The 22,781-nt window shown below is 39.7% G+C and carries 19 protein-coding genes and 1 riboswitch; all 19 genes read left to right on the forward strand.

What is annotated here, in order from left to right:
• Position 1 precedes the first annotated feature (1 nt).
• Positions 2-544: a CvpA family protein gene (locus LCL91_RS14445; protein WP_098444472.1), complete on the forward strand. Its 543-nt coding sequence runs from the start codon at positions 2-4 to the stop codon at positions 542-544.
• Positions 545-1,064: 520 nt separating this feature from the next.
• Complete coding sequence (gene polX / locus LCL91_RS14450; protein WP_224883397.1) at positions 1,065-2,780, forward strand: DNA polymerase/3'-5' exonuclease PolX; 1,716 nt, start codon at positions 1,065-1,067, stop codon at positions 2,778-2,780.
• A 31-nt stretch (positions 2,781-2,811) separates the two neighbouring features.
• The gene (locus tag LCL91_RS14455; protein WP_224883399.1) at positions 2,812-5,157 is read left to right on the forward strand and encodes an endonuclease MutS2; all 2,346 of its coding nucleotides are present in this window, start codon (positions 2,812-2,814) and stop codon (positions 5,155-5,157) included.
• Positions 5,158-5,174: 17 nt separating this feature from the next.
• Complete coding sequence (locus LCL91_RS14460; RefSeq protein WP_224883401.1) at positions 5,175-5,582, forward strand: DUF350 domain-containing protein; 408 nt, start codon at positions 5,175-5,177, stop codon at positions 5,580-5,582.
• A gap of 344 nt (positions 5,583-5,926) precedes the next feature.
• Positions 5,927-7,618, forward strand: coding sequence for a long-chain-fatty-acid--CoA ligase (locus tag LCL91_RS14465; protein WP_224883403.1), 1,692 nt, complete (start codon positions 5,927-5,929; stop codon positions 7,616-7,618).
• A 242-nt stretch (positions 7,619-7,860) separates the two neighbouring features.
• Complete coding sequence (locus LCL91_RS14470; protein WP_098444467.1) at positions 7,861-8,454, forward strand: TetR/AcrR family transcriptional regulator; 594 nt, start codon at positions 7,861-7,863, stop codon at positions 8,452-8,454.
• A 52-nt stretch (positions 8,455-8,506) separates the two neighbouring features.
• The gene (locus tag LCL91_RS14475; protein ID WP_224883405.1) at positions 8,507-9,280 is read left to right on the forward strand and encodes an enoyl-CoA hydratase; all 774 of its coding nucleotides are present in this window, start codon (positions 8,507-8,509) and stop codon (positions 9,278-9,280) included.
• Positions 9,281-9,309: 29 nt separating this feature from the next.
• The gene (locus LCL91_RS14480; protein ID WP_098444465.1) at positions 9,310-10,080 is read left to right on the forward strand and encodes an electron transfer flavoprotein subunit beta/FixA family protein; all 771 of its coding nucleotides are present in this window, start codon (positions 9,310-9,312) and stop codon (positions 10,078-10,080) included.
• Between the two features lie 13 nt (positions 10,081-10,093).
• Positions 10,094-11,071 carry an electron transfer flavoprotein subunit alpha/FixB family protein gene (locus tag LCL91_RS14485; protein ID WP_224883406.1) on the forward strand — a complete coding sequence of 326 codons (978 nt, stop codon included), beginning with the start codon at positions 10,094-10,096 and terminating at the stop codon, positions 11,069-11,071.
• 251 nt (positions 11,072-11,322) lie between these two features.
• Positions 11,323-11,634 carry a thioredoxin gene (gene trxA, locus LCL91_RS14490; protein WP_098444463.1) on the forward strand — a complete coding sequence of 104 codons (312 nt, stop codon included), beginning with the start codon at positions 11,323-11,325 and terminating at the stop codon, positions 11,632-11,634.
• A 158-nt stretch (positions 11,635-11,792) separates the two neighbouring features.
• Positions 11,793-12,992, forward strand: coding sequence for a hypothetical protein (locus LCL91_RS14495; RefSeq protein WP_224883407.1), 1,200 nt, complete (start codon positions 11,793-11,795; stop codon positions 12,990-12,992).
• A gap of 87 nt (positions 12,993-13,079) precedes the next feature.
• Positions 13,080-14,027 (forward strand): NAD-dependent epimerase/dehydratase family protein, encoded by a 948-nt coding sequence (locus LCL91_RS14500; protein WP_224883408.1) that lies wholly within the window; start codon positions 13,080-13,082, stop codon positions 14,025-14,027.
• The gene (locus tag LCL91_RS14505) at positions 14,000-14,941 is read left to right on the forward strand and encodes a lysylphosphatidylglycerol synthase transmembrane domain-containing protein (protein ID WP_224883409.1); all 942 of its coding nucleotides are present in this window, start codon (positions 14,000-14,002) and stop codon (positions 14,939-14,941) included. Before LCL91_RS14500 ends, LCL91_RS14505 begins: the two co-directional genes overlap by 28 nt.
• Positions 14,938-16,401, forward strand: coding sequence for an alkaline phosphatase family protein (locus tag LCL91_RS14510; protein ID WP_224883410.1), 1,464 nt, complete (start codon positions 14,938-14,940; stop codon positions 16,399-16,401). The genes LCL91_RS14505 and LCL91_RS14510 overlap by 4 nt, the downstream gene beginning before the upstream one ends.
• Positions 16,398-17,171 (forward strand): glycosyltransferase family 2 protein, encoded by a 774-nt coding sequence (locus tag LCL91_RS14515; RefSeq protein ID WP_224883411.1) that lies wholly within the window; start codon positions 16,398-16,400, stop codon positions 17,169-17,171. Before LCL91_RS14510 ends, LCL91_RS14515 begins: the two co-directional genes overlap by 4 nt.
• Positions 17,172-17,235: 64 nt before the next feature.
• A complete protein-coding gene (locus LCL91_RS14520) occupies positions 17,236-17,997 on the forward strand; it encodes a hypothetical protein (protein WP_224883412.1) in 762 nt (253 codons plus the stop codon).
• A gap of 29 nt (positions 17,998-18,026) precedes the next feature.
• Positions 18,027-18,968 (forward strand): FTR1 family iron permease, encoded by a 942-nt coding sequence (locus LCL91_RS14525; RefSeq protein ID WP_224883414.1) that lies wholly within the window; start codon positions 18,027-18,029, stop codon positions 18,966-18,968.
• A gap of 107 nt (positions 18,969-19,075) precedes the next feature.
• The gene (locus LCL91_RS14530; protein ID WP_224883416.1) at positions 19,076-20,575 is read left to right on the forward strand and encodes a hypothetical protein; all 1,500 of its coding nucleotides are present in this window, start codon (positions 19,076-19,078) and stop codon (positions 20,573-20,575) included.
• Between the two features lie 77 nt (positions 20,576-20,652).
• Positions 20,653-22,434 carry an excinuclease ABC subunit UvrC gene (uvrC, locus tag LCL91_RS14535; RefSeq protein ID WP_224883418.1) on the forward strand — a complete coding sequence of 594 codons (1,782 nt, stop codon included), beginning with the start codon at positions 20,653-20,655 and terminating at the stop codon, positions 22,432-22,434.
• 79 nt (positions 22,435-22,513) lie between these two features.
• Positions 22,514-22,702: riboswitch (Lysine riboswitch) on the forward strand.
• Positions 22,703-22,781 lie beyond the last annotated feature (79 nt).

Genomic DNA, 22,781 nt, shown 5'->3' on the forward strand with positions numbered 1-22,781 from the left:
GATGGTTGATCTCATTCTTTTTATAGTATTGGTAGGAGGTTTTCTTATTGGTCTTCGTAGAGGGCTGATCCTACAAGTTGTTCATTTAGTTGGATTTATCGTTTCGTTTATAGTGGCCTATCTGTATTTTAAAGATCTTGCGCCTCATCTAAAGCTGTGGATCCCATATCCATCCTTTGGAAACGAAGCTTCTTCAACTGCGATGGTATTTGAAGCGATTAATTTAGAAGCTACCTATTATAGTGGTATTGCGTTTGCGCTATTGTTCTTTGGTACTAAAATCCTCATGCAAATTATCGGATCGATGCTCGACTTTCTTGCTGATCTTCCTATCTTAAGAACAGTGAACGGCTGGCTAGGAGGAGTGCTGGGGTTTGTAGAGGTATATATTGTCGTGTTCTTGTTTCTATTTATTGCAGCACTTGTACCAAATGAAACCGTCCAAACAGCGATTTCAAATTCGTTTCTTGCAGAAAGCATCGTTAAACATACCCCCGTGTTAACGGAACAAATAAAAGATTTATGGAGTACTCATGTCGCATAACCCTTCAACTAGAAGGGTTATTTGTTTGTGAATACAAAGCTTCCAGCGCTTGTCGGACCTAAACGGTCGCTTCCGCTTTTCGATGTCTAGCTGCAGCGCCCAGGTCCTCGAGTCGCTTCGCCTTTCGCTCTGAACACAAAGGGCGTGTTCAAATCGAAAGGCTCCAGCGCTTGTCGGACCTAAACGGGGCGCTTCCGCTTTTCGGTGTCTAGCTGCAGCGCCCAGGTCCTCGAGTCGCTTCACCTTTCGCTCTGAACACAAAGGGCGTGTTCAAATCGAAAGGTTCCAGCGCTTGTCGGACCTAAACGGACGCTTCCGCTTTTCATGTCTAGCTGCTGCGCCTATCCCCTCGAGGTTATAAGCCAATCCTAATTGTGGCAAAGAGCGCCACATTTAGGCTCGTCTTATGCTTATCGGGGATAAGCAAGGCGCTTTCGCTTTTCAAGTAAAAATAATTGGATTTGTTTGGGTTTATGGATACGATAGTAGTAATGATCTTTTTATGAAGGGTGAGTATGGGATGAATAAGAAGAATGTGATTCGTTTTTTAGAAGATATTGCGGTTTATATGGAGCTTAAAGGTGAAAACCCTTTTAAAATATCAGCTTTTCGTAAGGCGGCGCGTGCGCTGGAAACGGATGATCGAAGCATGGATCAAATTGAAGATCCGGCTGAGCTTAATGGAATTGGAAAAGGGACGGCAGCGGTCATAAACGAGATTCTTGAAAATGGCGAGTCAGAAACGCTTGAGACTTTGAAGAAAGAAGTGCCGTCTGGTCTTGTCCCTTTATTGAAATTACCAGGTCTTGGTGGAAAGAAACTTGCTAAGCTCTACAAAGAACTTGGTGTTATTGATATGGCTACATTAAAAAAAGCGTGCGAAGCGGAACAAATTCAGGAGCTCCCTGGGTTTGGAAAGAAAAGTGAGGAGAAGATCTTAGAGGCGATCGAAGAAGCAGGAAAACGACCTGAGCGACTTTCAATTGCTTACATGCTTCCACTTGCAGAAAAGATTGAACGACAACTAAGCGAATTGGAGCAAATCGAAAAGTTTGCACGGGCAGGCAGTTTGCGTCGTGTGAGGGAGACCATTAAAGACCTCGACTTTATTATTGCTACAACTGCTGCTGCTGACGTATCAGAAAAGCTCCTTAAACTAGAAGGAATTTCAAAAATCATCGTTAAAGGAGATACAAAAATCACGCTTGAGCTTGATGATGAATATGGCGTCTCAGTCGATTTTAGGCTTGTAAAACCAGAAGAATTCGCTTCAACCCTACACCATTTTACTGGTTCACAAGCTCATAATGTGAAGATGAGACAAATTGCTAAGAAGAAAGGCGAGAAAATTAGTGAATATGGAGTAGAGTCTGTTGAAACAGGTGAAGTTATCACGTTCAAAAATGAGAAAGAATTTTATGCTCATTTTGGACTCGCTTATATTCCCCCAGAAATTCGTGAAGATCGTGGTGAGATTGAAGAAGCAGAAAAAAACAAAATCGATCTCGTGCAACTCTCAGATATTAAAGGTGACCTACATATGCACTCTACCTGGAGCGATGGGGCGTATACGATAGAAGATATGGCTGAACGTGCTAGAGATAAGGGGTATTCTTATATCGCAATTACGGATCATTCGCAGTATTTAAAAGTTGCAAATGGATTAACACCAGAGAGGTTACGAGAACAAAGAGAAGAAATTAACCGACTGAACAAAAAATGGACAGACTTCAAAATATTTGCTGGAGTCGAAATGGATATTTTGCCAGATGGTACACTAGATTATGACGATCAGCTGCTTGCTGAAATGGATTTCGTCATCGCTTCCATTCATTCGTCCTTTTCTCAAGATGAAGATACGATTATGAAGCGGCTTGAAACAGCGCTCAGAAGCCACCATGTAGATCTTATCGCACACCCATCTGGAAGATTACTTGGAAGACGAAACGGGTATGCTCTGGATCACGATAAGCTCATTAAACTTGCAAAAGAGACGGGAACTGCACTTGAGTTAAATGCGAATCCAAACCGTTTAGATCTTGCGGCTGAATGGCTTCAAAAAGCACAAGACAATCATGTTAAAATAATGATAAATACAGATGCCCATCACATGGACATGCTTGAACATATGGAAATTGGTGTAGCAGCTGGAAGAAGAGGATGGCTGCGTAAAGAGAGCGTGTTAAATACGTATACGCCAAAAGATCTGGAAGCTTTTTTTCATCGGCATCACTAATTATATTCCGTTTTCTTAGGAGGAACGACCATTGCAGAAAAGAGTATTACGGCTACTTGAATACGATAAAGTAAAAGAACGATTAGGGAAACATGTTTCATCCTCATTAGGTAAGCAGAAAGTTGAACAATTGACGCCTTTATTTTCACTTGAAGACGTGAATCATCAGTTGGAAGGGACAGAAGAAGGAAGAAAAGTGATTCGCCTTCGCGGACAAGCTCCGTTAGGAGGAATACGTGATATTAGACAAAGTGTGAAGCGCGCTGAGATTGGTGGCACGTTAAATCCTTCTGAATTACTCGATATTTCTAGCACTATTTATGGAGGACGTCGTTTTAAAACCTTTCTTGAAAATATGATCGAGGATGGTGTTGAGCTACCTCTTCTAGGAGATTTAGTTCACCAAATTATGCCAGAGACAGATCTTGAAAAAGAAATTAACGCCTGTATCGATCAGGATGGAGAAGTACTCGATTCAGCGAGCGATGCATTACGACGCTTAAGAACGCAGCTGCGGAGTTTTGAGTCACGCGTCCGTGAGAAGTTAGAAAGTCTTATTCGCTCGTCAAGCACAAGAAAAATGCTTTCTGATGCGCTCGTTACAATTCGAAATGAACGCTATGTGATTCCGGTGAAGCAAGAGTACAGAGGTTCATTTGGTGGAATGGTTCACGATCAATCATCATCAGGTGCAACATTATTTATTGAACCTCAATCGGTTGTTTCAATCAATAATCAGTTGAAAGAAGTAAAAGTGAAAGAAAAGCTTGAAATCGAGCGGATCTTAACTGAGCTTACAGGAAGCGTATCAGAAGCATCTGATACGCTTCGACACAATGTCGAGGTGCTAGCCGACATTGACTTTATATTTGCGCGTGCTCTTTATGCAAATGAATTAAAAGCAACAAACCCTTCGATGAATGATGAAGGAGAACTTGAAATTAGGCAGGGCCGTCATCCGCTTCTACCTCAGGACCAAGTTGTGCCTTCTTCCCTTTATCTTGGCAAAGATTACTCTTCACTCGTCATCACAGGGCCAAACACGGGAGGGAAAACCGTAACGCTTAAGACTGCTGGTCTCCTTACACTTATGGCTCAATCCGGATTACATATTCCGGCTGATGAAGGCTCCACGATGGCAGTTTTCCAGAATATCTTTGCCGACATTGGTGATGAACAGTCAATTGAACAGAGCTTGAGCACATTTTCTTCTCACATGACGAACATTGTTCAGATTTTAAAAAATATTGATCACAATAGTCTCGTTCTTTTTGATGAGCTTGGTGCGGGAACCGATCCACAGGAAGGTGCTGCACTTGCGATCTCCATCCTTGACTATGTGTATAACCGTGGATCGAGAGTGATTGCAACGACCCACTACAGCGAATTAAAAGCGTATGCTTACAATCGTGAAGGTGTTATGAATGCGAGTGTAGAATTTGATGTAGAGACGTTACGTCCTACCTATCGACTATTAATTGGCGTACCTGGTCGAAGCAATGCATTTGAAATTTCAAGACGCCTTGGCCTAATGGATGATATTATCGATGATGCTAAGTCGCAAATTTCTAGCGAAAGCAATAAAGTGGATCGTATGATTTCTTCTCTTGAGGATAGTCAAAAGCAGGCGGAATTGGATCGACAGGGAGCATTTGATCTTAGGAAAGAAGCAGAGTCCTTAAAGAAAGACCTTGAGGCACAGCTTGAGAAATTTGAAAATCAGCGTGAGCGATTATTTGAAGAGGCGGAACGAAAAGCAGCCGAAGAGGTAGAAAAAGCACAGGAACAGGCAAAGAAAATCATACAAGATCTTCGTACTTTCCAAAAAGGTTCGGTTAAAGAGCATCAGTTAATCGATGCACAGAAGCAGCTCGAGGATGCTAAACCTGAATTAAGGACATCAAAGCCAAAACAGAAAAAAGCGCAAGAAAAAGTGTATGGACCTGGAGATGAAGTAAAGGTAATTAGTTTTAACCAAAAAGGTCATATCGTGGAAAAAGTCGGAAAGAACGAATATCAGGTTCAATTAGGTATTATGAAAATGAATGTAAAAGCTAATGATCTTGAACCGATTAAATCTAAGCCCGCAGTAGAGCGCAAACCGTTTGTTACGGTACGAGGAAATAATAGTCAGGTCAAAACGGAGCTCGATTTAAGGGGTAAAAGATATGAAGATGCACAAATGGAAGTAGAGCGCTATATTGACGACGCTTTACTTGCTGGTTATCATCAGGTTTCAATTATTCACGGAAAAGGCACTGGCGCTCTAAGAAAAGGTGTTCATGAATGGTTGAAACGCCATTCGAGAGTGAAAAACCTTCGCATGGGTGGCATGAATGAAGGTGGCGGTGGCGTAACCGTCGTTGAACTGAAGTAGAGAAAGGATTTTAAACGATGGAGCAGTTTTGGGATAGTGTAGCATTTCAAACCGCGGCAAATTATAGTGTTGTTATTGTTTGCATGATCGTGTTTTTATCAGTCTTTGAATTTGTGACATCATATCGGAACTGGGAAGAAATCCAAAGAGGAAATCTCGCCGTAGCTATGGCTACAGGCGGGAAAATCTTTGGGATCGCAAACATTTTTCGCTTTTCGATTGAGCATAACGATTCTCTTGTCACGATGATGGGGTGGGGCGTTTTTGGTTTTTTACTATTGTTAATTGGATACTTTACTTTTGAATTTTTGACACCTAAATTTCGAATTGATAAAGAAATAGCAGCGGATAACCGGGCAGTAGGATTTATTTCAATGGTTATATCAATTGGACTGTCTTTTGTTATTGGTGCGGGGATTTCATAAGAGGAGCACACTATGGAAACGTTATGGAAAGTTCTAATGGTCGTATCAGGAATCTTTTTTATTGCAGGAATGATATATTTGATTTATTTTGTTTGAATGAGAAGAAGAACAGGCCGATCCTGTTCTTCTTTTCTTTACATATCGATTAATTAAGAGGCTTGGGACAGATAATTCTTTTATATGAAACTAAACTATTTTACTAAACTTGTCTCCCTTTTACGACGAGAAATGCCAATGTATTCAAAAAAATCAAAAAAAGATAGGATAATTGAAGCGTTTTCATTATAATTATCTTATAGAGAGATTTGGTTTGGAAGGAGACGTGAAAGGGAGGTTGATAAAAAATGATACAAATGCCCGAAAAAGAGTGGTTTAATTTTTATCAAAATGGAGTACCGACCTCAATTGAATATGAGGAGAAGCCTCTCCATGCTTATCTTGTGGATGCAGCTTCAAAGCATCCTAACAAAAAAGCCGTTCATTTCCTTGGAAAAGAGCTAACTTACCAAGAACTTCATACGCGCTCAAGACGTCTCGCAAATTCATTGCGTGAAAATGGTCTCAAAAAGGGTAGTAGAGTTTCGATTATGCTGCCAAACTGTCCTCAGGCAGTTATTAGTTACTATGCTGTTCTGATGGCTGGAGGGGTCGTTGTCCAAACGAATCCCCTTTATATGGAAAGAGAGCTTGAACATCAGTTAAAAGATTCTCAGGCAGATATGATGATATGCCTTGACCTCGTCTTGCCTAAGGTTTTGAAGGTAAAAGATAAAACGGTATTGCAACATATTATTGTAACAAAAATTCAAGATTACTTACCATTTCCTAAGAATATGCTTTATCCTTTAGTACAAAAACAGAAAAAACAAGGATTGCTTGTGGAAATGCCTTCAACAAATCAAATTCATACGTTTCAAGAATGGGTAGCATCTGGTAAGGACGAAGAGATAGAGATAGATGTTAATGTAAAAGAAGACCTTGCTCTTCTTCAATATACGGGCGGTACAACGGGTCTTGCCAAAGGGGTAATGCTCACTCACTTCAATCTTGTGGTTAATACAATGCAATGTAAGCACTGGATTCATGATGCGAAGTATGGTGAAGAACGTGTGCTAGGAATCCTCCCATTTTTCCACGTGTATGGAATGACTTGTGTAATGAATTTATCAATTATGTATGCGGCGAAAATGATCATTCTCCCTAAATTTGAGCCAAAGGATACGTTGAAAACAATTCAAAAACAAAAACCGACTCTTTTCCCCGGTGCACCTACTATCTATATATCTTTACTGAATGATCCTGATATTGATCGATATGATTTATCATCAATCAAGGCTTGTATAAGTGGATCAGCTCCACTTCCAATTGAAGTTCAACAAAAGTTTCAAGAAAAAATAAGCGGTCGCCTTGTTGAGGGCTATGGGTTAACAGAATCCTCACCTGTTACTCATTCCAACCCTTTAGATGGTACAGTTGTAGGGAGCATTGGGCTTCCGTGGCCTGATACGGATGCGAAGATTGTCAATGCAGCTGATGAAGAGGCTGAGATAAAGGAAATAGGAGAACTTATTGTAAAAGGTCCTCAAGTGATGAAGGGCTATTGGAATCGACCAGATGAAACATCAGCTGTGTTAAAAGATGGTTGGCTATACACTGGAGATATGGCTTATCGAGATGAAAAAGGTTACTTCTATGTTGTGGATCGAAAAAAAGATATGATCATTGCTGGCGGTTATAATATATATCCTAGAGAAGTCGAAGAGATTTTATATGAGCACCCTGCTGTTCAAGAAGCTGTGATTATTGGTGTACCGGATGCTTACCGTGGTGAAACGGTGAAAGCGTTTGTTGTGTTAAAGAACACTGCAAATGTAACAGAGGATGAGTTAAATCAGCATTGTCGTCGCTATTTAGCGGCTTATAAAGTGCCAAGATTGTATGAATTTAGAGAAGAGCTTCCTAAAACAACAGTTGGGAAAATTTTGCGACGAGTGCTTGTCGATGAAGAGAGAGCAAAAGAAAACCAATCGCTATAGCGGTTGGTTTTCTTCTATATTCTTAGAATGATCGGAAAAGTTACAATTATTCTGGAAAAATTCGCACATTTCTGCTTTTTTGTGGTATGATTGCTTTGTGAAAAATCTCCTGATTCCAACCGAGCGCTCGTTCAGAAATCTAATGTTGACAATATTGTGGTCGTATCGCTACAATAAGATTATGAATGAACACTCATTCATTTTTATGTGAGTGCCGGATAAAGAATAAAGGAGAACTTCATATGGTAGAAAAGGGGAAAAAAAGGGGTCCGAAATACGATAAGATTATTGATGCAGCCGTTGTAGTCATTGCCCAGAATGGGTATCACCAGGCGCAGGTATCTAAAATAGCGCGTGAAGCTGGAGTGGCAGACGGTACGATTTATCTTTATTTTAAAAATAAAGAAGATCTGCTCATTTCGTTATTTCAGAAAAAAATGGGAAGCTTTATCGATAAGACAGAAGAACAAATTGCAAAAAAAGAGAATGCAATGGATAAATTGTTTACGCTGATCGATATGCATTTCAAACACCTTGGTTCTGACTATGAACTTGCAATTGTAACTCAGTTAGAATTAAGACAGACGAACAAAGCACTTCGCGCGCAAATTGGCGAAGTATTAAAAAAATACTTAACGCTTGTGGATCACATCTTGCATGAGGGGATTAAGTCAGGATTATTTATAGAGGAATTAGATATTCGCCTTGCTAGACAAATGATCTTTGGAACACTTGATGAAACCGTCACAAACTGGGTCATGAAAGATCACAAGTTCGAATTGGAACCACTTGCTAAGCCGCTTCATCATCTTTTAATTAACGGCTTAAGCAAATAAATAGATATCCCGGCTTTGACCGGGATAGTAAAGTACTGAGAGGAGTGGAGAAGTGGAGTTCATAAACATTTTGAATGAAAACAAAGTAGCGCATATTACGTTGAATCGTCCTCCAGCTAACGCTGTAGCTTCCGACGTTTTGCGAGAATTGTCAGAGGCATTCACTCAAATTGAAGACGATCCTGAGACAAAGGTAATCTTGATCTCTGGTGAAGGAAGGTTCTTCTCAGCAGGTGCTGATATTAAAGAATTCACAACGGTTAGCACTGAAGAAGGCTTTGCGGATCTGGGTAGCTATGGGCAACAATTATTTGATAAAATGGAAGCGTTCTCAAAACCGATCATTGCCGCTATTCATGGTGCTGCGCTTGGAGGAGGTCTAGAATTAGCAATGGCATGTCACATTCGCTTCGTAACAGAAGATGCCAAGCTAGGTCTGCCTGAGCTGCAGTTAGGTTTGGTCCCTGGATTTGCAGGTACACAACGACTGCCTGCGTTAGTTGGAAAAGCAAAAGCAGCTGAAATGCTACTTACGAGTGAACCCATCTCAGGACGCGAGGCATTAGAACTTGGCTTAGCAAATCAGGTATATAGCGAGGAAGACCTTCTACCAAAAGCGAAAGAATTCGCTGAAAAAATTGCTAAGAAAAGCGCCGTAGCTGTAAGCTATGCTCTTAAACTACTTACTTATTCAAAAACAGAAAAATTTGATGAAGGCGTTCAAAAAGAACGAGAGTATTTTGGAAAGGCATTCGCTTCAGAAGATGGACAAGAAGGCATTCGAGCGTTCATCGAGAAGCGTCCGCCAAACTTTCAAGATAAATAAGGTAAATTAATTCAGGGAGGGATAAAGATATGAACATTTATGTCATTATGAAAAGAACTTTCGATACAGAGGAAAAAATCGTGATTGAAAATGGGAAAATCAGTGAAGAAGGCGTTGAATTTATTATTAATCCATATGATGAGTATGCGATAGAAGAAGCGATTCAACTACGCGACGATCATGGTGGAGAAGTAACAGTGGTGAGCATTGGGGATGAAGAAGTTGAAAAAGAGCTTCGTACAGCTCTAGCAATGGGCGCAGATAAAGCTGTTCTTATTAACAATGAAGATCTTGATGAAAGCGATCAGTATACGACCACTGCCCTTCTTGCAGCTTATTTCGAGGATAAAGAATACGATATTATTCTTGGCGGAAATGTATCAAACGATAACAGCACGGGTCAAATTGGTCCACGCCTTGCTGAAAAACTTGGAATCGCTTACGTAACCACGATTACGAAGCTCGATATTGATGGAACAACGGCTACAATGGAACGTGATGTAGAAGGGGACATGGAAGTTGTTGAAGCGCAACTCCCATTGCTTGTTACAGCTCAGCAGGGGCTAAACGAACCGCGTTATCCATCGCTCCCAGGAATCATGAAAGCAAAGAAAAAGCCTCTAGAAGAAATTGATTATGATGATCTTGATGTCGATGAGGATGAAATTGAAGCTAAAACAGAAACCATTGAAGTCTATTTGCCACCTAAAAAAGAAGCTGGAAAAGTACTTGAAGGTGAAATTGGAGATCAAGTGGAAGAATTAGTGAAATTACTTCGCCAGGAAGCGAAAGTTATCTAGGAGGGGATTAACCATGGCCAAAAAAGTTCTCGTATTTGCAGAAGCGCGTGACAATGAACTACGAAATGTTTCATTTGAAGCAATTGGTGCAGGGAAAGAAATTGCAGCCGGTGGCGAAGTAATTGCAGCCATTGCTGGAGAAAACGTGAGCTCTTTAACAGATCAACTTTTTCATTACGGAGCGGACCGTGTCATTAAAGTGGAAAATGAAAAACTAAAAAATTATACAAGTGATGGTTATGGGCAAGCATTTTTACAGATCGTTAAGAGCATCGATCCTGATGCTATTTTAATGCCACATACATCAATGGGGAAAGATTTAGCGCCACGCCTTGCAAGTAAGCTTGATGCTGGTCTTATCTCAGATGCTACTGGTATTGAACTTGATGGAGAAGGAGTCGTTTTTACACGACCAATCTATTCTGGTAAAGCATTTGAGAAGAAAAAAATAAAAGAAGGCATTATTATTGCTACAATTCGTCCAAATAATATTGCTGCTCTCGAGAGTGACGAATCACGCTCTGGAGAAGTATTTGAAGAAAGTGTAGAAATTAAAGATCTTCGAACAATTGTTAAAGAAGTCGTTCGTAAATCAACTTCCGGTGTCGACCTCTCTGAGGCAAAAGTGATTGTCGCTGGCGGTCGAGGCGTTAAAAGTGAAGAAGGATTTGAACCGCTACAGGAACTTGCAGATCTTCTCGGTGCTGCTGTAGGGGCATCTCGCGGCGCTTGTGATGCTGATTATTGTGATTACTCGCTTCAAATTGGGCAAACAGGTAAAGTGGTAACGCCAGACCTTTACATTGCTTGTGGAATTTCAGGGGCCATCCAACACTTAGCGGGTATGTCTAACTCAAAAGTTATTGTTGCGATTAATAAAGATCCTGAAGCCAGCATTTTTAGTGTAGCGGACTATGGAATAGTTGGAGATTTGTTTGAAGTGGTGCCACTTCTGACACAGGAATTCAAAAAAGTTTTACAAACAAGCTAAGAAAAAAGCGAGCTAATACAGCTCGCTTTTTTGATGAAGTTAATTATGAATCGTGTTTTTAGTGCGAGCGTTTTATTCTCTAAAAGATAGGGAAGAATGAATGTAAGTCAAAAGAATGGAATCAGAAAGACGATTAATGATATACTCAATTTGTGCCAGTTGATGACATATCAAGATGGCAGAGCACACTGAGGCAACCGGCCTTAACCTGGTATTCTCAAGTGATAAATGTTTAAGGAGGAAGATACAGTATGGCTATCGTACACGCTACAGATCAAAGTTTTGCACAAGAAACAAGTGAAGGTCTCGTTCTTGCAGATTTCTGGGCACCATGGTGTGGCCCTTGTAAAATGATTGCTCCTGTACTAGAAGAGCTTGACGCTGAAATGAGCGACGTGAAAGTAGTAAAACTTGACGTTGATGAAAATCAGGAAACAGCAAGCAAATTTGGTGTAATGAGCATCCCAACGCTTCTCGTTTTCAAAAATGGTGAGGTTGTTGACCAGGTTGTCGGCTTCCAACCAAAAGAAGCACTAGCCCAAACACTTTCTAAGCATCAATAAGGAAGAATGATTAAAGCATTCGAATCTGTTAATCAGATTCGAATGCTTTTTTTTGTGTTTTTTTTGTGGGGTATCCAAAAGAAACGCTATTGACACTGATAATCGTTCTCGATATAATCATCATGGATAAACGACCTGATGAAAAGGAGTTTTACATAATGAAAAAATCAACGATGCTATTTACTTCTATTACGCTTGCAGCTACGGTTCTCGCTGCATGTGGTAATGATTCTGAAAATGCTGCAAATACAGGTAGCAATTCTCAGGAACAAACAAATTCTGCTTCGAAATCAGAAACAAAGTCAAGTGACATGACGATTGAAAGCGCTGCTACTACGAAGCAGGTAGAAGCGTACCAAGAGATGTTGAATGAGCTCAACAACATGAAAGAAGAAAAAGAGGTGGATTGGGATCTTATTGAATCCACTTACTCAAACGAATTGAAAAGTGCTGTAAATGAAATCGATAGTGAATTTGATACTTTTATTACGACAGGTATTCAAGCTGGTAAATCAGGCGAGATTGACCAAAATGTTGCTCGTCAGATGATTGATAAAGGGACTCAATCCTATTTCTATCAAAAACAAAAGTCTCTTCAACAGGCGGTAATTGATGCAAAAGATGCAGGAAAAGATGAGGAAGCTATGCTTCATTTTGAAGAAGTGAAAATGCTTGCTGAGAAAGTATTTGTTCCTACTGCAGAAAAGCGAGACTCCTATTATGAACTTGAAGGAGATTCTAGTCTTGTAGAAAACATCAATAATGGTCTTTCAGCACAGGAAGACGCTCTTTCTGAAGGAGATATGGAAAACTTTTCTGTAACAAAGCAAGTAACTGATAAATCAATATATAAGAGCTACTACTTGGCAGCGAATTCTTATGCTGAGAAAATTCAAGAAGCCGTAGGCTCTGGTGAAACAGAAGAGCTTCAAATTATGCAAACAGAAGCACTTGGATTTTATCAAGCTATTAAAGGATCTCTCTCAGGCGGAGATGAAGAAGCTGCACAGAAGCTAAGCGAGCTATTCGATATTAGCAATGATCCAGAGGCTATTAAAGCAGATGAAGTATCTAACTTGTTCGAAAAAGCATTTGCTGGAAAAATTAAAGGCTATCATGAAAAAGTTGCTGAATTAGATGAAAACAATCTTTCTGAAGGAAAAGAGGCTGCAATGGAAGCCAACGTTTTCTTAAAAGCTATCGAAATGCCGTTAATGGAAGCACTAGGTGAAGATGAGACAAATGCCGTGTACGAAGATGCACAAAGTTGGTTTGATGCTGTTTCGGATAACGACGCTGAAGAGGCAAATAAACTAAGTGAACAAATTTTGACCACACTAGAAAGTGTAGTAGAATAGTTTTAGATTGAAATGGCCGCTAATTGCGGCCATTTCTCTTGTCATTAAGTTTTTTAGAGATTGAAGTGTATAGCGGGAGTGCATAGTATGAAGATATTAATTACTGGAGGGGCAGGTTTTATAGGCAGTAGTCTTGCAAAAACGCTTTTAAAAGCTGGTCACCATGTGTCGCTTATTGATCATTTTTCATCATATTATCATGTAGAGCGAAAGGTAGAACAATTAGAGGAAATTAAGAAAAATGGACCTGTAAGTGTACATAGGTTTGATTTGTTAGATGCTGATCAAACATCGGCCCATTTCAAAGCCCACAATTATGATAAAGTAATCCATCTTGCTGCCCTTCCTGGTGTTCAATTTTCATTAAAACATCCATTAGATTATATCGACCAGGATATCAAAGTAGTCGTGAATGTTTTAAGTGCAGCGGGTGAAGCTGGTATACCTCATATTTTGTTCGGATCGTCTTCTTCTGTATACGGAAGTCGAGAAGCGGGTCCAGTGAAGGAAGAGCAAGCTAGTGGGAAAGTGAAATCACCTTATGCAGCGGCGAAGGCAGGAGCAGAATCGTTTTGTCACGCATATCAATCGCTCTATGGCTTTAAATTAACGATACTGCGATTCTTTACCGTATATGGACCGTGGGGGCGACCAGACATGGCGATTCCTCTCTTTATTGATAAGTTGATAAAAGGCGAGGAGATCACCGTGTATGATCGCGAGCAATCAAGAGATTTCACTTATATTGATGATATTATTCAGGGCATAACGTTAGCCTTTAAGCAGGAGGGCTTATCTGAAGTTTATAATTTAGGTTCGGGATCACCTGTGCATCTCACAGAGTTGATCCAATTGCTTACTCAGTATTTTCCAAGTGCGAAGGTGAGAGAAGATACGTTTCGGCTAGGAGATGTTCGGCATACGTGGGGAGATATTAGTAAGGCACGAAATGAACTGGGCTATTCTCCTGAAGTAACCTTTCAAGAAGGGATAAGAAGGACAATTGAATGGGCAAAAAGCTATCACGAGTTATAAAATGGGTATTTGGCTTGTTACTACTCTCTCTCTTTGCATTTCTTCTGTTAAATGAATTTAATGTTACTACGCTAACCACCCTTACTAAAGAGTTAATCAGCAACCCAGGCTTGTTGTTTGTAATGGTTATCGGGTATACGTCCTCTTTTTTATTACGAGGTTTGTGTTGGAGGTTACTTGTTGATAGGACCATTTCCATGAGAGTTTATTTAGCAGGAATCTTTTACAGCTTGTTTTTTAACCACCTTTTACCGTTTAAGGGAGGAGAGGCTGTACGAATGGGGGTTCTTGCACATAAACAAAAAGGACAATGGACAGCATCTATTCAATCTGTTGTCATCCTACGTGCAATTGATCTTTTCTGGCTTGGTGTTTTTGCCATGATTGGTGCAGAACTTTTTGGGATTTCGATTAGTACAACGTTTTTATTAGGAATGCTAACTCTCTGTTTAGTGATCGTATTAATTCTTATCCTGTATGTAAGAAAGAAGGCTAATGCGGGTTTTTTGTACAAACAGTTCGCTATGATGAAGAAACTAGTAAACTCGCCTTACATGGTTCTTATCTTCCTCATTTCATGTCTCAGTTGGATAGCTGAAGGAATCGTCGTTTATTCCGTTGCTGGCTTTAACCATCACTTTGCCTATTTGGACGCTATGTGGGTAACCGCTTTATCAGTTGGATCAGGAGTGTTCCAGCTTGCTCCTGGAGGTTTTGCCACCTATGAAAGTGTGATGAGCTTCTCACTTCATCAGGTTGGTATTGGATGGGAAGAAGCCTTTTCAATTGCGCTTGTTACTCATGCTTTTAAATATGCTTATTCTTTTGTCTCTGGTTTAGTTGCTTTTTATCTTTACCCTCTTCGATTTCAGGAGTTGAGGTCGTTTATGAAAAAGAAAGGAGAAACATCATGAAACAAGCTTCAGGATTTGAAAAGATAGCAGCTAGATGCTGGAATCTTCTAAATGAAGGTAAACCATTTACCCCTATTTTTGTAACGGGGACGATGTTGTTATTATTTATTACGCAGTGGACTTCGGGCGCGTTTTGGGGAGCATTTTTTCTAGGATTCGTTGCTGTATTACCAATTCTCGTACTTTATTATGTTTATGATTATCCTTTATTTCTACGAAATTATTTGTGGATTCCTCTCGTAGGATATTTATTGATTTTTGATCAATTCTCCTTATCAGCGGCTATGCTTGGGATCGGCCTTTATTTTTTCTTTACTGTCTTTTTTTGGGGCACGTTCTACTATCATCTTCGTATTGGAACAAGTTGGCTGAACTTCACTCGCTTCTGGAAGTTGGTACTTAAGAATAGTGATTCCACGAGCGGTAACGCACAAGAACAGCTCCCTAAATTTTTGTTGATTTTATCGATCTGGACCGCGGTTATTGAAACTTCTCTCACGAATAGAAGTGCGTTTGATTGGACAACACTTGCTTTCTTTTATGCAGGAATATGGTTGTTTAGCTTTATTCTTCATCATTACCTGTTTGACTGGAAACCAGCAGTGAAATCGGACTACACAAAACCAGTGAAATCTACTCCTACAAACGAGCGCGTCATTATGATCGTGATTGATGGGATGCGGAAAGAACGATTTCAGGAAGCGAACACGCCATTCCTTGATTCTTTAAAGAAAAATGGGACAGAATACAGTCAAATGGAAACTGTTTATCCAGCTCGTACTGTTGTTTGCTTTTCTTCTATGATGACAGGTACATATCCACTTGAGCACGGTATCAAGTCCAATATGGTTTGGAATCTAGGTGTAAAAGTAGAAACGATTTTTGATTCACTACGAAAGGTTGGAAAGACAGGAAGGCTTCTCGGAATTGCTCACCTTGTTGATGCGATGGGTAATGATGTTGATACTGTCACGGCTGTTATGAATAATGATGTGGCTGATACGAAAATCATGGAAGGTGCTCGTCAGATAATGCTAGATAAAAACCCTGACTTCTTTACGGTACAGCTAATTGGTACTGATCAAACTGGGCATGCACGAGGTGTACTGTATGATGATTACATTCAAAAAATTGAAGAAGCTGATAAATTAGTAGAAGATTATGTTCACTTCCTACAAGAAAATGGGTTTATGGAAAACACAACTTTGATTGTATGCGCTGATCATGGACAGGCGGATGGAATCGGAGGACACGGCCATCTTGATGAAGGGGAACGGTTCGTGCCATTTTTCTTAAATGGCCCATCGATTGCTAAAGGTAAAATTGTCGAAGAAAAACATAGCCTTACGTCCGTTGCACCGACAGTGGCGCATTTACTTGGAGCCCCTATTCCATCGCATAGTAGGGGAGCAATTCTAGAGGAAGCTTTTCAAGATAGGAAGGAAGAAGTAATAAAATGAAGCAACACGTCATTGTTTTTTTACCTGCACACAACGAAGAGGATTCGATTGGTGAAGTAATCAAACAAATCCCAAGAGATATTCATCCCACCGTTCGCGTAAGTGTATTAGTGATAGACGATGGGTCTACGGATCGAACTGTAGAAGTATCTAAATCAGCAGGTGCAGACTACATTTATTCTTTTAAAACAAATCAAGGACTTGGCGCTGCGGTTCGAAAAGGAATTTCTCACTCCATCGAACTTGGCGCAGATATTGGCGTTATGCTTGATGCTGATAATGAATACCCGGCATGGCAGTTACCTGACCTACTCGAACCTGTTTTTAATTGCGAAGCAGACTATGTGATGGGATCTCGGTTTAAAGGAACGATTGATGGCATGCGATTACATCGGCGGCTAGGCAATTATTGTTTTACGTTTCTTCAATCACTCCTTTTGCAAAAGTGGATTTATGATGGGCAATCAGGAATGAGGGTTTTTTCAAGACAGGCGATGGAGCACAGTGAAATTATTCATGATTACAACTATGCTCAGGTACTAACATTAAATCTTGTTAGAAAAGGATTTAGAGTTAAGGAAGTGCCAATCACTTATCAAGTACGCTCGACAGGTGAATCCTATATTAAATTCAAAGCGTATTTAACTTCCGTTTTACCAGCGATTTTTAAGGAAATGACTCGCCCCGTTCAGAAGGTAGCGATCAACTATCACGCCCATGATCTCGATCTTAACAAGAGAGAAGCAATCATGGCAGAAAAGTCACACTAATTACCGATCTGTTATTGACTTCAATGATGATAATCATTATCATTATCAATGAGGAGGATTTCTAATGAAAAAACGCATTCTATCATCAGTCTTTTTACTAATACTTATTTGTACTCTTGCTGTACCAGATCTTGCTCAAGCTTATTCCTATGGTGATCCTACTGAAGAAAAAGTAGCTGAAGCCTATAGTGAGATGTCTGCTAAATTAAATGAATCTCCTCCTAATTTTAATCAAGCCAACGAAATATTTTCTTCTGTCAAAGAAGAAATACAATTACATATGGGTGATGATGCGGTTCAGGCTGTTCAAACTGAATTAGACAATGAGAATGAAGAAGCTGTGATGACAAATATGCAGCAAATTCTCGTGCTTAATATCTCTAGAAGACTTGAAAATGTAGAGAAGGATTTTGAAGAGTATGATACGACAAGAAAATTGGTTGGTAAAGCAGATGCTACATATAAAACGCTCTCTCCAGTAGTGAAAGACTCAAATCCTAAACTTGACGAAACAATAAAAAATGAGTTTGAAGTTATACTTGATTCTCTCGGTAATCCTGGTTTGTTCGGGGTTGGTGAGAAGGAATCGAATGAAGAACAGTTTGCTGAAAGCAAGAAAGTTATTCTTGATGGATTACAAGACCATTTTGAAATGAAATCGGTTGAGATCGGTCACTTTGGTGAAAGTGCGACGGAAGAAGAAACGTCGAGTGGGAAAACAGATTGGACTGATTTAGGTCAACTTTCGAATTGGATCCCGCTCATCATTCTTTTAGTAATAATTATTGGAGTTGTCATTTATACAACAAGAAAGCGTCGTCGCTAAGCATTTGTTTGTAGAAAGGGGAAAGTTTAATGGAAATTCAGGCATTACTGATCATGTTCAGAGAAGTACTTGAAGCGCTTCTCATTATTGGAATCATAACCACTTATATGAAACGAATGGGACAGTGCCAGTATAACAAGTTTGTCTGGTTAGGAGCCGGTCTTGCTGTTGTAGCAAGTATTGGAGTTGCCATGCTGTTTCAGGTTGTTTTCACAGGATTCGCTGCGATGGGAAGCGAGATCTACCTGAAGATTTCCATTATGCTTATCTCAGCTGTTTTATTAACTCAAATGGTATTCTGGATGGCGTCTCATAGCCGTAACCTTAAAGGTAAAACTGAGGGGAAGATGACGGAATATATCACGACAGGTAATGTTATTGGGATGGTAATTCACTCCTTCTTAGTTGTTCTACGAGAAGGTGTTGAAACTGTTTTCTTCTTTGCAGCAATTACTGGAGGGGACATCGGGAAAGGATTTGAAGGATGGGGAGCGATTACTGGAGTCTTAATTGCTTCCGCCGTTTCATACTTTTTCTTTAAAGGTACGATGCGTATTCCACTTAAATCCTTCTTTAAGATCACTGGTATTTTTATTGTACTCATTGCAGGTGGGTTATTTGTACAGGGAATATCAATGATGCAGGATATTAAATTAATTGGCAGTGTTATGCCTCATGTGTATGACTTAACATGGTTTTTACCTGAACATCCAATTGACTATGCCCATTACGTGCGAGATCAAGGGGTAGCTCCGTTACTCTCTGGTGATATCGGTATCTTCTTTAAAGCATTGTTTGGTTATTCCTCAATGCCTTCCATTGAAGAAATTATAGGGTATGTCGGTTACTTTACCGTAATTTACTTGCTCGTCAATCACCAGAAAGAGCCAGTAAAAGCAGAAGTAAAAGAATCTAATAATAAAGCTGTTTTCAAAGCAACGAACGAGATGAATGAATCTGCAGTAAAATAAACTGACTAAGTACAAGGCGGAATAAATCGTCTTGTGCTTTTTTTCATCATTAGTATCGCAAACGATAGCTTTGCGCCTCTGTTTGAAACTGAAAAGGATGATACAAAATGAATCGAGCTTTTAGAAATCGAAAGGAACGGTATGCCATTCATACTCTGGTATGGGTTGTGTCACTCATTAGCCTTATGTTCCTCGTATGGTGGAGATTTATTTATGCAATCGAGTCCCCACGTTCCTGGGATCAGGTTGACTTTACTTTAGCCCTCGATCGTTTTGATTTATTTGCAATGCAGCCACATTTTCCAGGGTATCCTTATTTTATTCTTGGAGGCATTTGGCTAAATAAATGGATTTTTAATCCAGCTGAGGCACTTGCAACGTGGAATTCTCTTCTTATGCTACTTGCCATATATCCAATGTATAGAATAAGTCGATCGTTTCTCTCAAAGACGTTTAGCATTGTAGCCGTCAGTCTTATTCAATCTATGGTGTTTGTAAATGTCCTAACCGTTCAACCGATGAGTGAAGCTTCAGCGGTTGCAATTCTCTGGTGGTATATGTGGAGTTTACAACAGGGCTTTATTAAACATTCAACTGTTTGGATCGTAATATCTTCGTTTTTCTTTAGTTTATTACTAGGGGTGCGATTATCGTATTTACCGTTCGGAATTGGCTTCGTTTTGCTATTAATTTATCAAAAAAACAAATTCACAACAAAAGAATATCTCTCTTTTTTGATGATGCAAGTGCTAGTGGCAGTAGTTTTTCAGTTCATATGGGTTGGAGGTCTTGCTGTTTCTGAAGGAGGGGTCGCTGCTTTTCTTCAGCTCGCATTAGGCTTCTCTGAAGGTCACTTTGAAGAATGGGGAGGAACAGCTGTTTCCGCATCGACTTCTTTTTTTGAGCGTCTATCTCATCTGTTTCTAAATAATATTGGATGGACAGGGATTGGTGGGCAAAACCTTTTCGTATTGTTATTACTCATAGCACTCTTAGTATACTTAACAATGGTTCGAGTGAAGAAACCAATAAGGATTACGGAAGTCTCATGGTTTGGATGGGCGTTTGTCAGTATGATCTTTAGTTATTTTCTTTGGGCTTTATTTGCACAGAATATAGATAAGCCTCGCCATATTCTCCCGCTTCCAGGAATGGTATTGCTTGGATTTCTATGGTGTGGATTAAAAAAACAATGTGATGGGTCGAAAAGAATGCTGCTATTGTTAGCAGTCATAATTAGCGTGCAGTCAGCGGTTTCTTATACAACCATGAAGGAAGCAAACGATCCAGCGGCTGTTTATCAATTAATTGATTACCTAGAAGACGAGACTGAACCGCTTATTGTGTATACTTGGGAAGAAACAAGGGTAATGTCTTTTAATCGTGTTTCATTTGAACATGAACAAATTTACACTTATTCATCCTTTCTGGCAGATCTTCGTTATTATGATAATCATCGTGTGTATTTAACAGAGCAAGTAGTTGAAGGGTTTGCAAAACAAGGGATACCGATTGAAGATCAAGTGAAACGAGTCCAAACATTTCATTCTTCACCGCTTTATGACCCTGTCTATCATGATATCGTGTTATATGAGTTTCAACAGTAATCGGTTGAAGAGTGACTATGTTACAATAAAAGGGGAACATAGATACGCCTTGAAAGGGAGCAAAGAGGTGAGTCAGTATGGAACAACATTTGAAAAATAAGCTAGCGATTCTTCCTGACCAACCCGGGTGTTACTTGATGAAAGATCGCCAGGGAACGATCATTTATGTCGGGAAAGCGAAAGTGTTGAAAAATAGAGTGCGTTCGTATTTTAGCGGATCACACGACGGGAAAACTCAGCGTCTAGTAGGCGAAATACGCGATTTTGAATATATCGTTACTTCTACAAATCTTGAAGCTCTTATTTTAGAGCTTAATTTAATTAAAAAACATGATCCAAAATATAACGTCATGCTTAAAGATGACAAAAGCTATCCTTATATTAAAATAACGGCTGAAGAGCAGCCGCGCTTAATCACTACACGCAAAATCAAAAAAGATAAAGGGAAATATTTTGGTCCATATCCAAACGCCTATGCAGCTAGTGCAACAAAGAAGTTATTGGACCGTCTCTATCCATTGCGAAAATGTCGAAAGATGCCTGATCGGGTCTGTCTTTACTATCATATCGGACAATGTCTTGCGCCTTGCGTTAACGACATTACGAAGGAACAAAACAAAGAAATGATTGAGGGCATTACCCGCTTTTTAAATGGAGGTCATCAAGAAGTAAAAGAAGATATCGAACGAAAAATGATGACTGCGTCAGAAAACATGGATTTCGAGCGAGCAAAAGAGTTTCGAGATTTAATGTTTCATATCGATAAAGTAATGGAAGTACAGAAAATCCAATCCAATGATGGCATTGATCGAGATATATTCGGCTACAGCTTTGACAAAGGGTGGATGTGTGTCCAAGTTTTCTTTGTACGTCAAGGGAAATTAATTGAAAGAGATGTTTCGCTTTTTCCTTTCTATAATGACGCTGAAGAAGATTTCTTAACCTATATCGGTCAGTTCTACCTTCAGCAAAATCATCCTAAACCGAAAGAGGTTTTACTTCCTCAGCAGGTAAATGCTCAGATGGTTGAAGAACTTCTTCAAATTCCTGTTCATCAACCTAAGCGCGGAAAGAAAAAAGAACTTGTAGAGCTTACAATGAAAAATGCAACGATTGCACTTAATGAGAAATTCTCATTAATAGAACGGGATGAAAAGAGAACGATTGATGCTGTTGAAAATTTGGGCGATCAGCTCGGTATAGACGCACCTCTTCGAATTGAAGCTTTTGATAACTCAAATATCCAGGGAACCAACCCAGTCTCAGCGATGGTGGTGTTTATTGATGGAAAACCAAAGAAAAATGAATATCGAAAGTATAAAATAAGAACGGTTGATGGTCCAAATGATGTAGGATCAATGAAAGAAGTTGTCAGAAGAAGATATTCGAGAGTGTTAAAAGAAAGTGGACCACTCCCTGATTTAATTATCATTGATGGTGGCATTGCTCAAATACAAGCAGCAAAAGACGTTCTTGAGAATGAGCTTAGTCTTGAAATTCCGGTTTGCTCTCTTACTAAAGATGAGAAACATAAAACATCTCACCTTCTCATTGGAGATCCTCCACAGGGTGTATTCTTACCAAGAAATAGTCAAGAATTCTATCTTTTACAGCGAATTCAGGATGAAGTGCATCGGTTTGCTATTACATTTCATCGACAGCTTCGAGGTAAATCAATGCTTAAATCAAGCCTTGATGACATCCCAGGTATAGGTGAGAAAAGAAAAAAGAAGTTGTTGAATCATTTTGGATCCATTAAAAGGATGAAAGAAGCCACTGCAGAAGATCTTCATAATGCCGGATTACCGATGAATGTAGCGGAGGAAGTTGTGGCTCGATTTGAAAATCATTCAAATTAATTTTCAAGAACATCTTGCGGCATTCACGTAAGTTCGTTATAATGAGTGAAATTTAATAGTTCCACACTTCGAAAGTTGAAGTGATGGTAGAGGCGCAAAAACCATTAGTAAGCTTACGGGAGAGTGTTAAGACTCGTTGATCGTAGTTGAAAGGGGAATTTGCCGAAGTGGAAAGGCGCTTATCCGTCTGAAACTGGATCTGTATTGAATAAATGCAGAGCTGTCATCCAATACCTACCCGGGAATTGGATGGAGAACTATCTCACAAAGGGACGTTTTCTTGGATTTGTTATGAAAACAACAGTGAGGTTTTTCTCATTGTTGTTTTTTTATACTTTAATAGCGAA

It is taken from the genome of Guptibacillus hwajinpoensis (assembly GCF_020171785.1).
Lineage (GTDB): Bacteria > Bacillota > Bacilli > Bacillales > Guptibacillaceae > Guptibacillus > Guptibacillus sedimenti.

Bases quoted from the DNA above. Each gene is read 5' to 3' on its own strand.
- polX (WP_224883397.1), top strand. From the start codon at position 1,065: ATGAATAAGAAGAATGTGATTCGTTTTTTAGAAGATATTGCGGTTTAT.
- LCL91_RS14515 (WP_224883411.1), top strand. From the start codon at position 16,398: ATGAAGCAACACGTCATTGTTTTTTTACCTGCACACAACGAAGAGGAT.
- LCL91_RS14460 (WP_224883401.1), top strand. From the start codon at position 5,175: ATGGAGCAGTTTTGGGATAGTGTAGCATTTCAAACCGCGGCAAATTAT.
- trxA (WP_098444463.1), top strand. From the start codon at position 11,323: ATGGCTATCGTACACGCTACAGATCAAAGTTTTGCACAAGAAACAAGT.
- LCL91_RS14485 (WP_224883406.1), top strand. From the start codon at position 10,094: ATGGCCAAAAAAGTTCTCGTATTTGCAGAAGCGCGTGACAATGAACTA.
- LCL91_RS14445 (WP_098444472.1), top strand. From the start codon at position 2: ATGGTTGATCTCATTCTTTTTATAGTATTGGTAGGAGGTTTTCTTATT.
- LCL91_RS14520 (WP_224883412.1), top strand. From the start codon at position 17,236: ATGAAAAAACGCATTCTATCATCAGTCTTTTTACTAATACTTATTTGT.
- LCL91_RS14495 (WP_224883407.1), top strand. From the start codon at position 11,793: ATGAAAAAATCAACGATGCTATTTACTTCTATTACGCTTGCAGCTACG.
- LCL91_RS14525 (WP_224883414.1), top strand. From the start codon at position 18,027: ATGGAAATTCAGGCATTACTGATCATGTTCAGAGAAGTACTTGAAGCG.
- LCL91_RS14470 (WP_098444467.1), top strand. From the start codon at position 7,861: ATGGTAGAAAAGGGGAAAAAAAGGGGTCCGAAATACGATAAGATTATT.
- LCL91_RS14530 (WP_224883416.1), top strand. From the start codon at position 19,076: ATGAATCGAGCTTTTAGAAATCGAAAGGAACGGTATGCCATTCATACT.
- LCL91_RS14510 (WP_224883410.1), top strand. From the start codon at position 14,938: ATGAAACAAGCTTCAGGATTTGAAAAGATAGCAGCTAGATGCTGGAAT.
- LCL91_RS14500 (WP_224883408.1), top strand. From the start codon at position 13,080: ATGAAGATATTAATTACTGGAGGGGCAGGTTTTATAGGCAGTAGTCTT.
- LCL91_RS14505 (WP_224883409.1), top strand. From the start codon at position 14,000: ATGGGCAAAAAGCTATCACGAGTTATAAAATGGGTATTTGGCTTGTTA.
- LCL91_RS14465 (WP_224883403.1), top strand. From the start codon at position 5,927: ATGATACAAATGCCCGAAAAAGAGTGGTTTAATTTTTATCAAAATGGA.
- LCL91_RS14480 (WP_098444465.1), top strand. From the start codon at position 9,310: ATGAACATTTATGTCATTATGAAAAGAACTTTCGATACAGAGGAAAAA.
- uvrC (WP_224883418.1), top strand. From the start codon at position 20,653: ATGGAACAACATTTGAAAAATAAGCTAGCGATTCTTCCTGACCAACCC.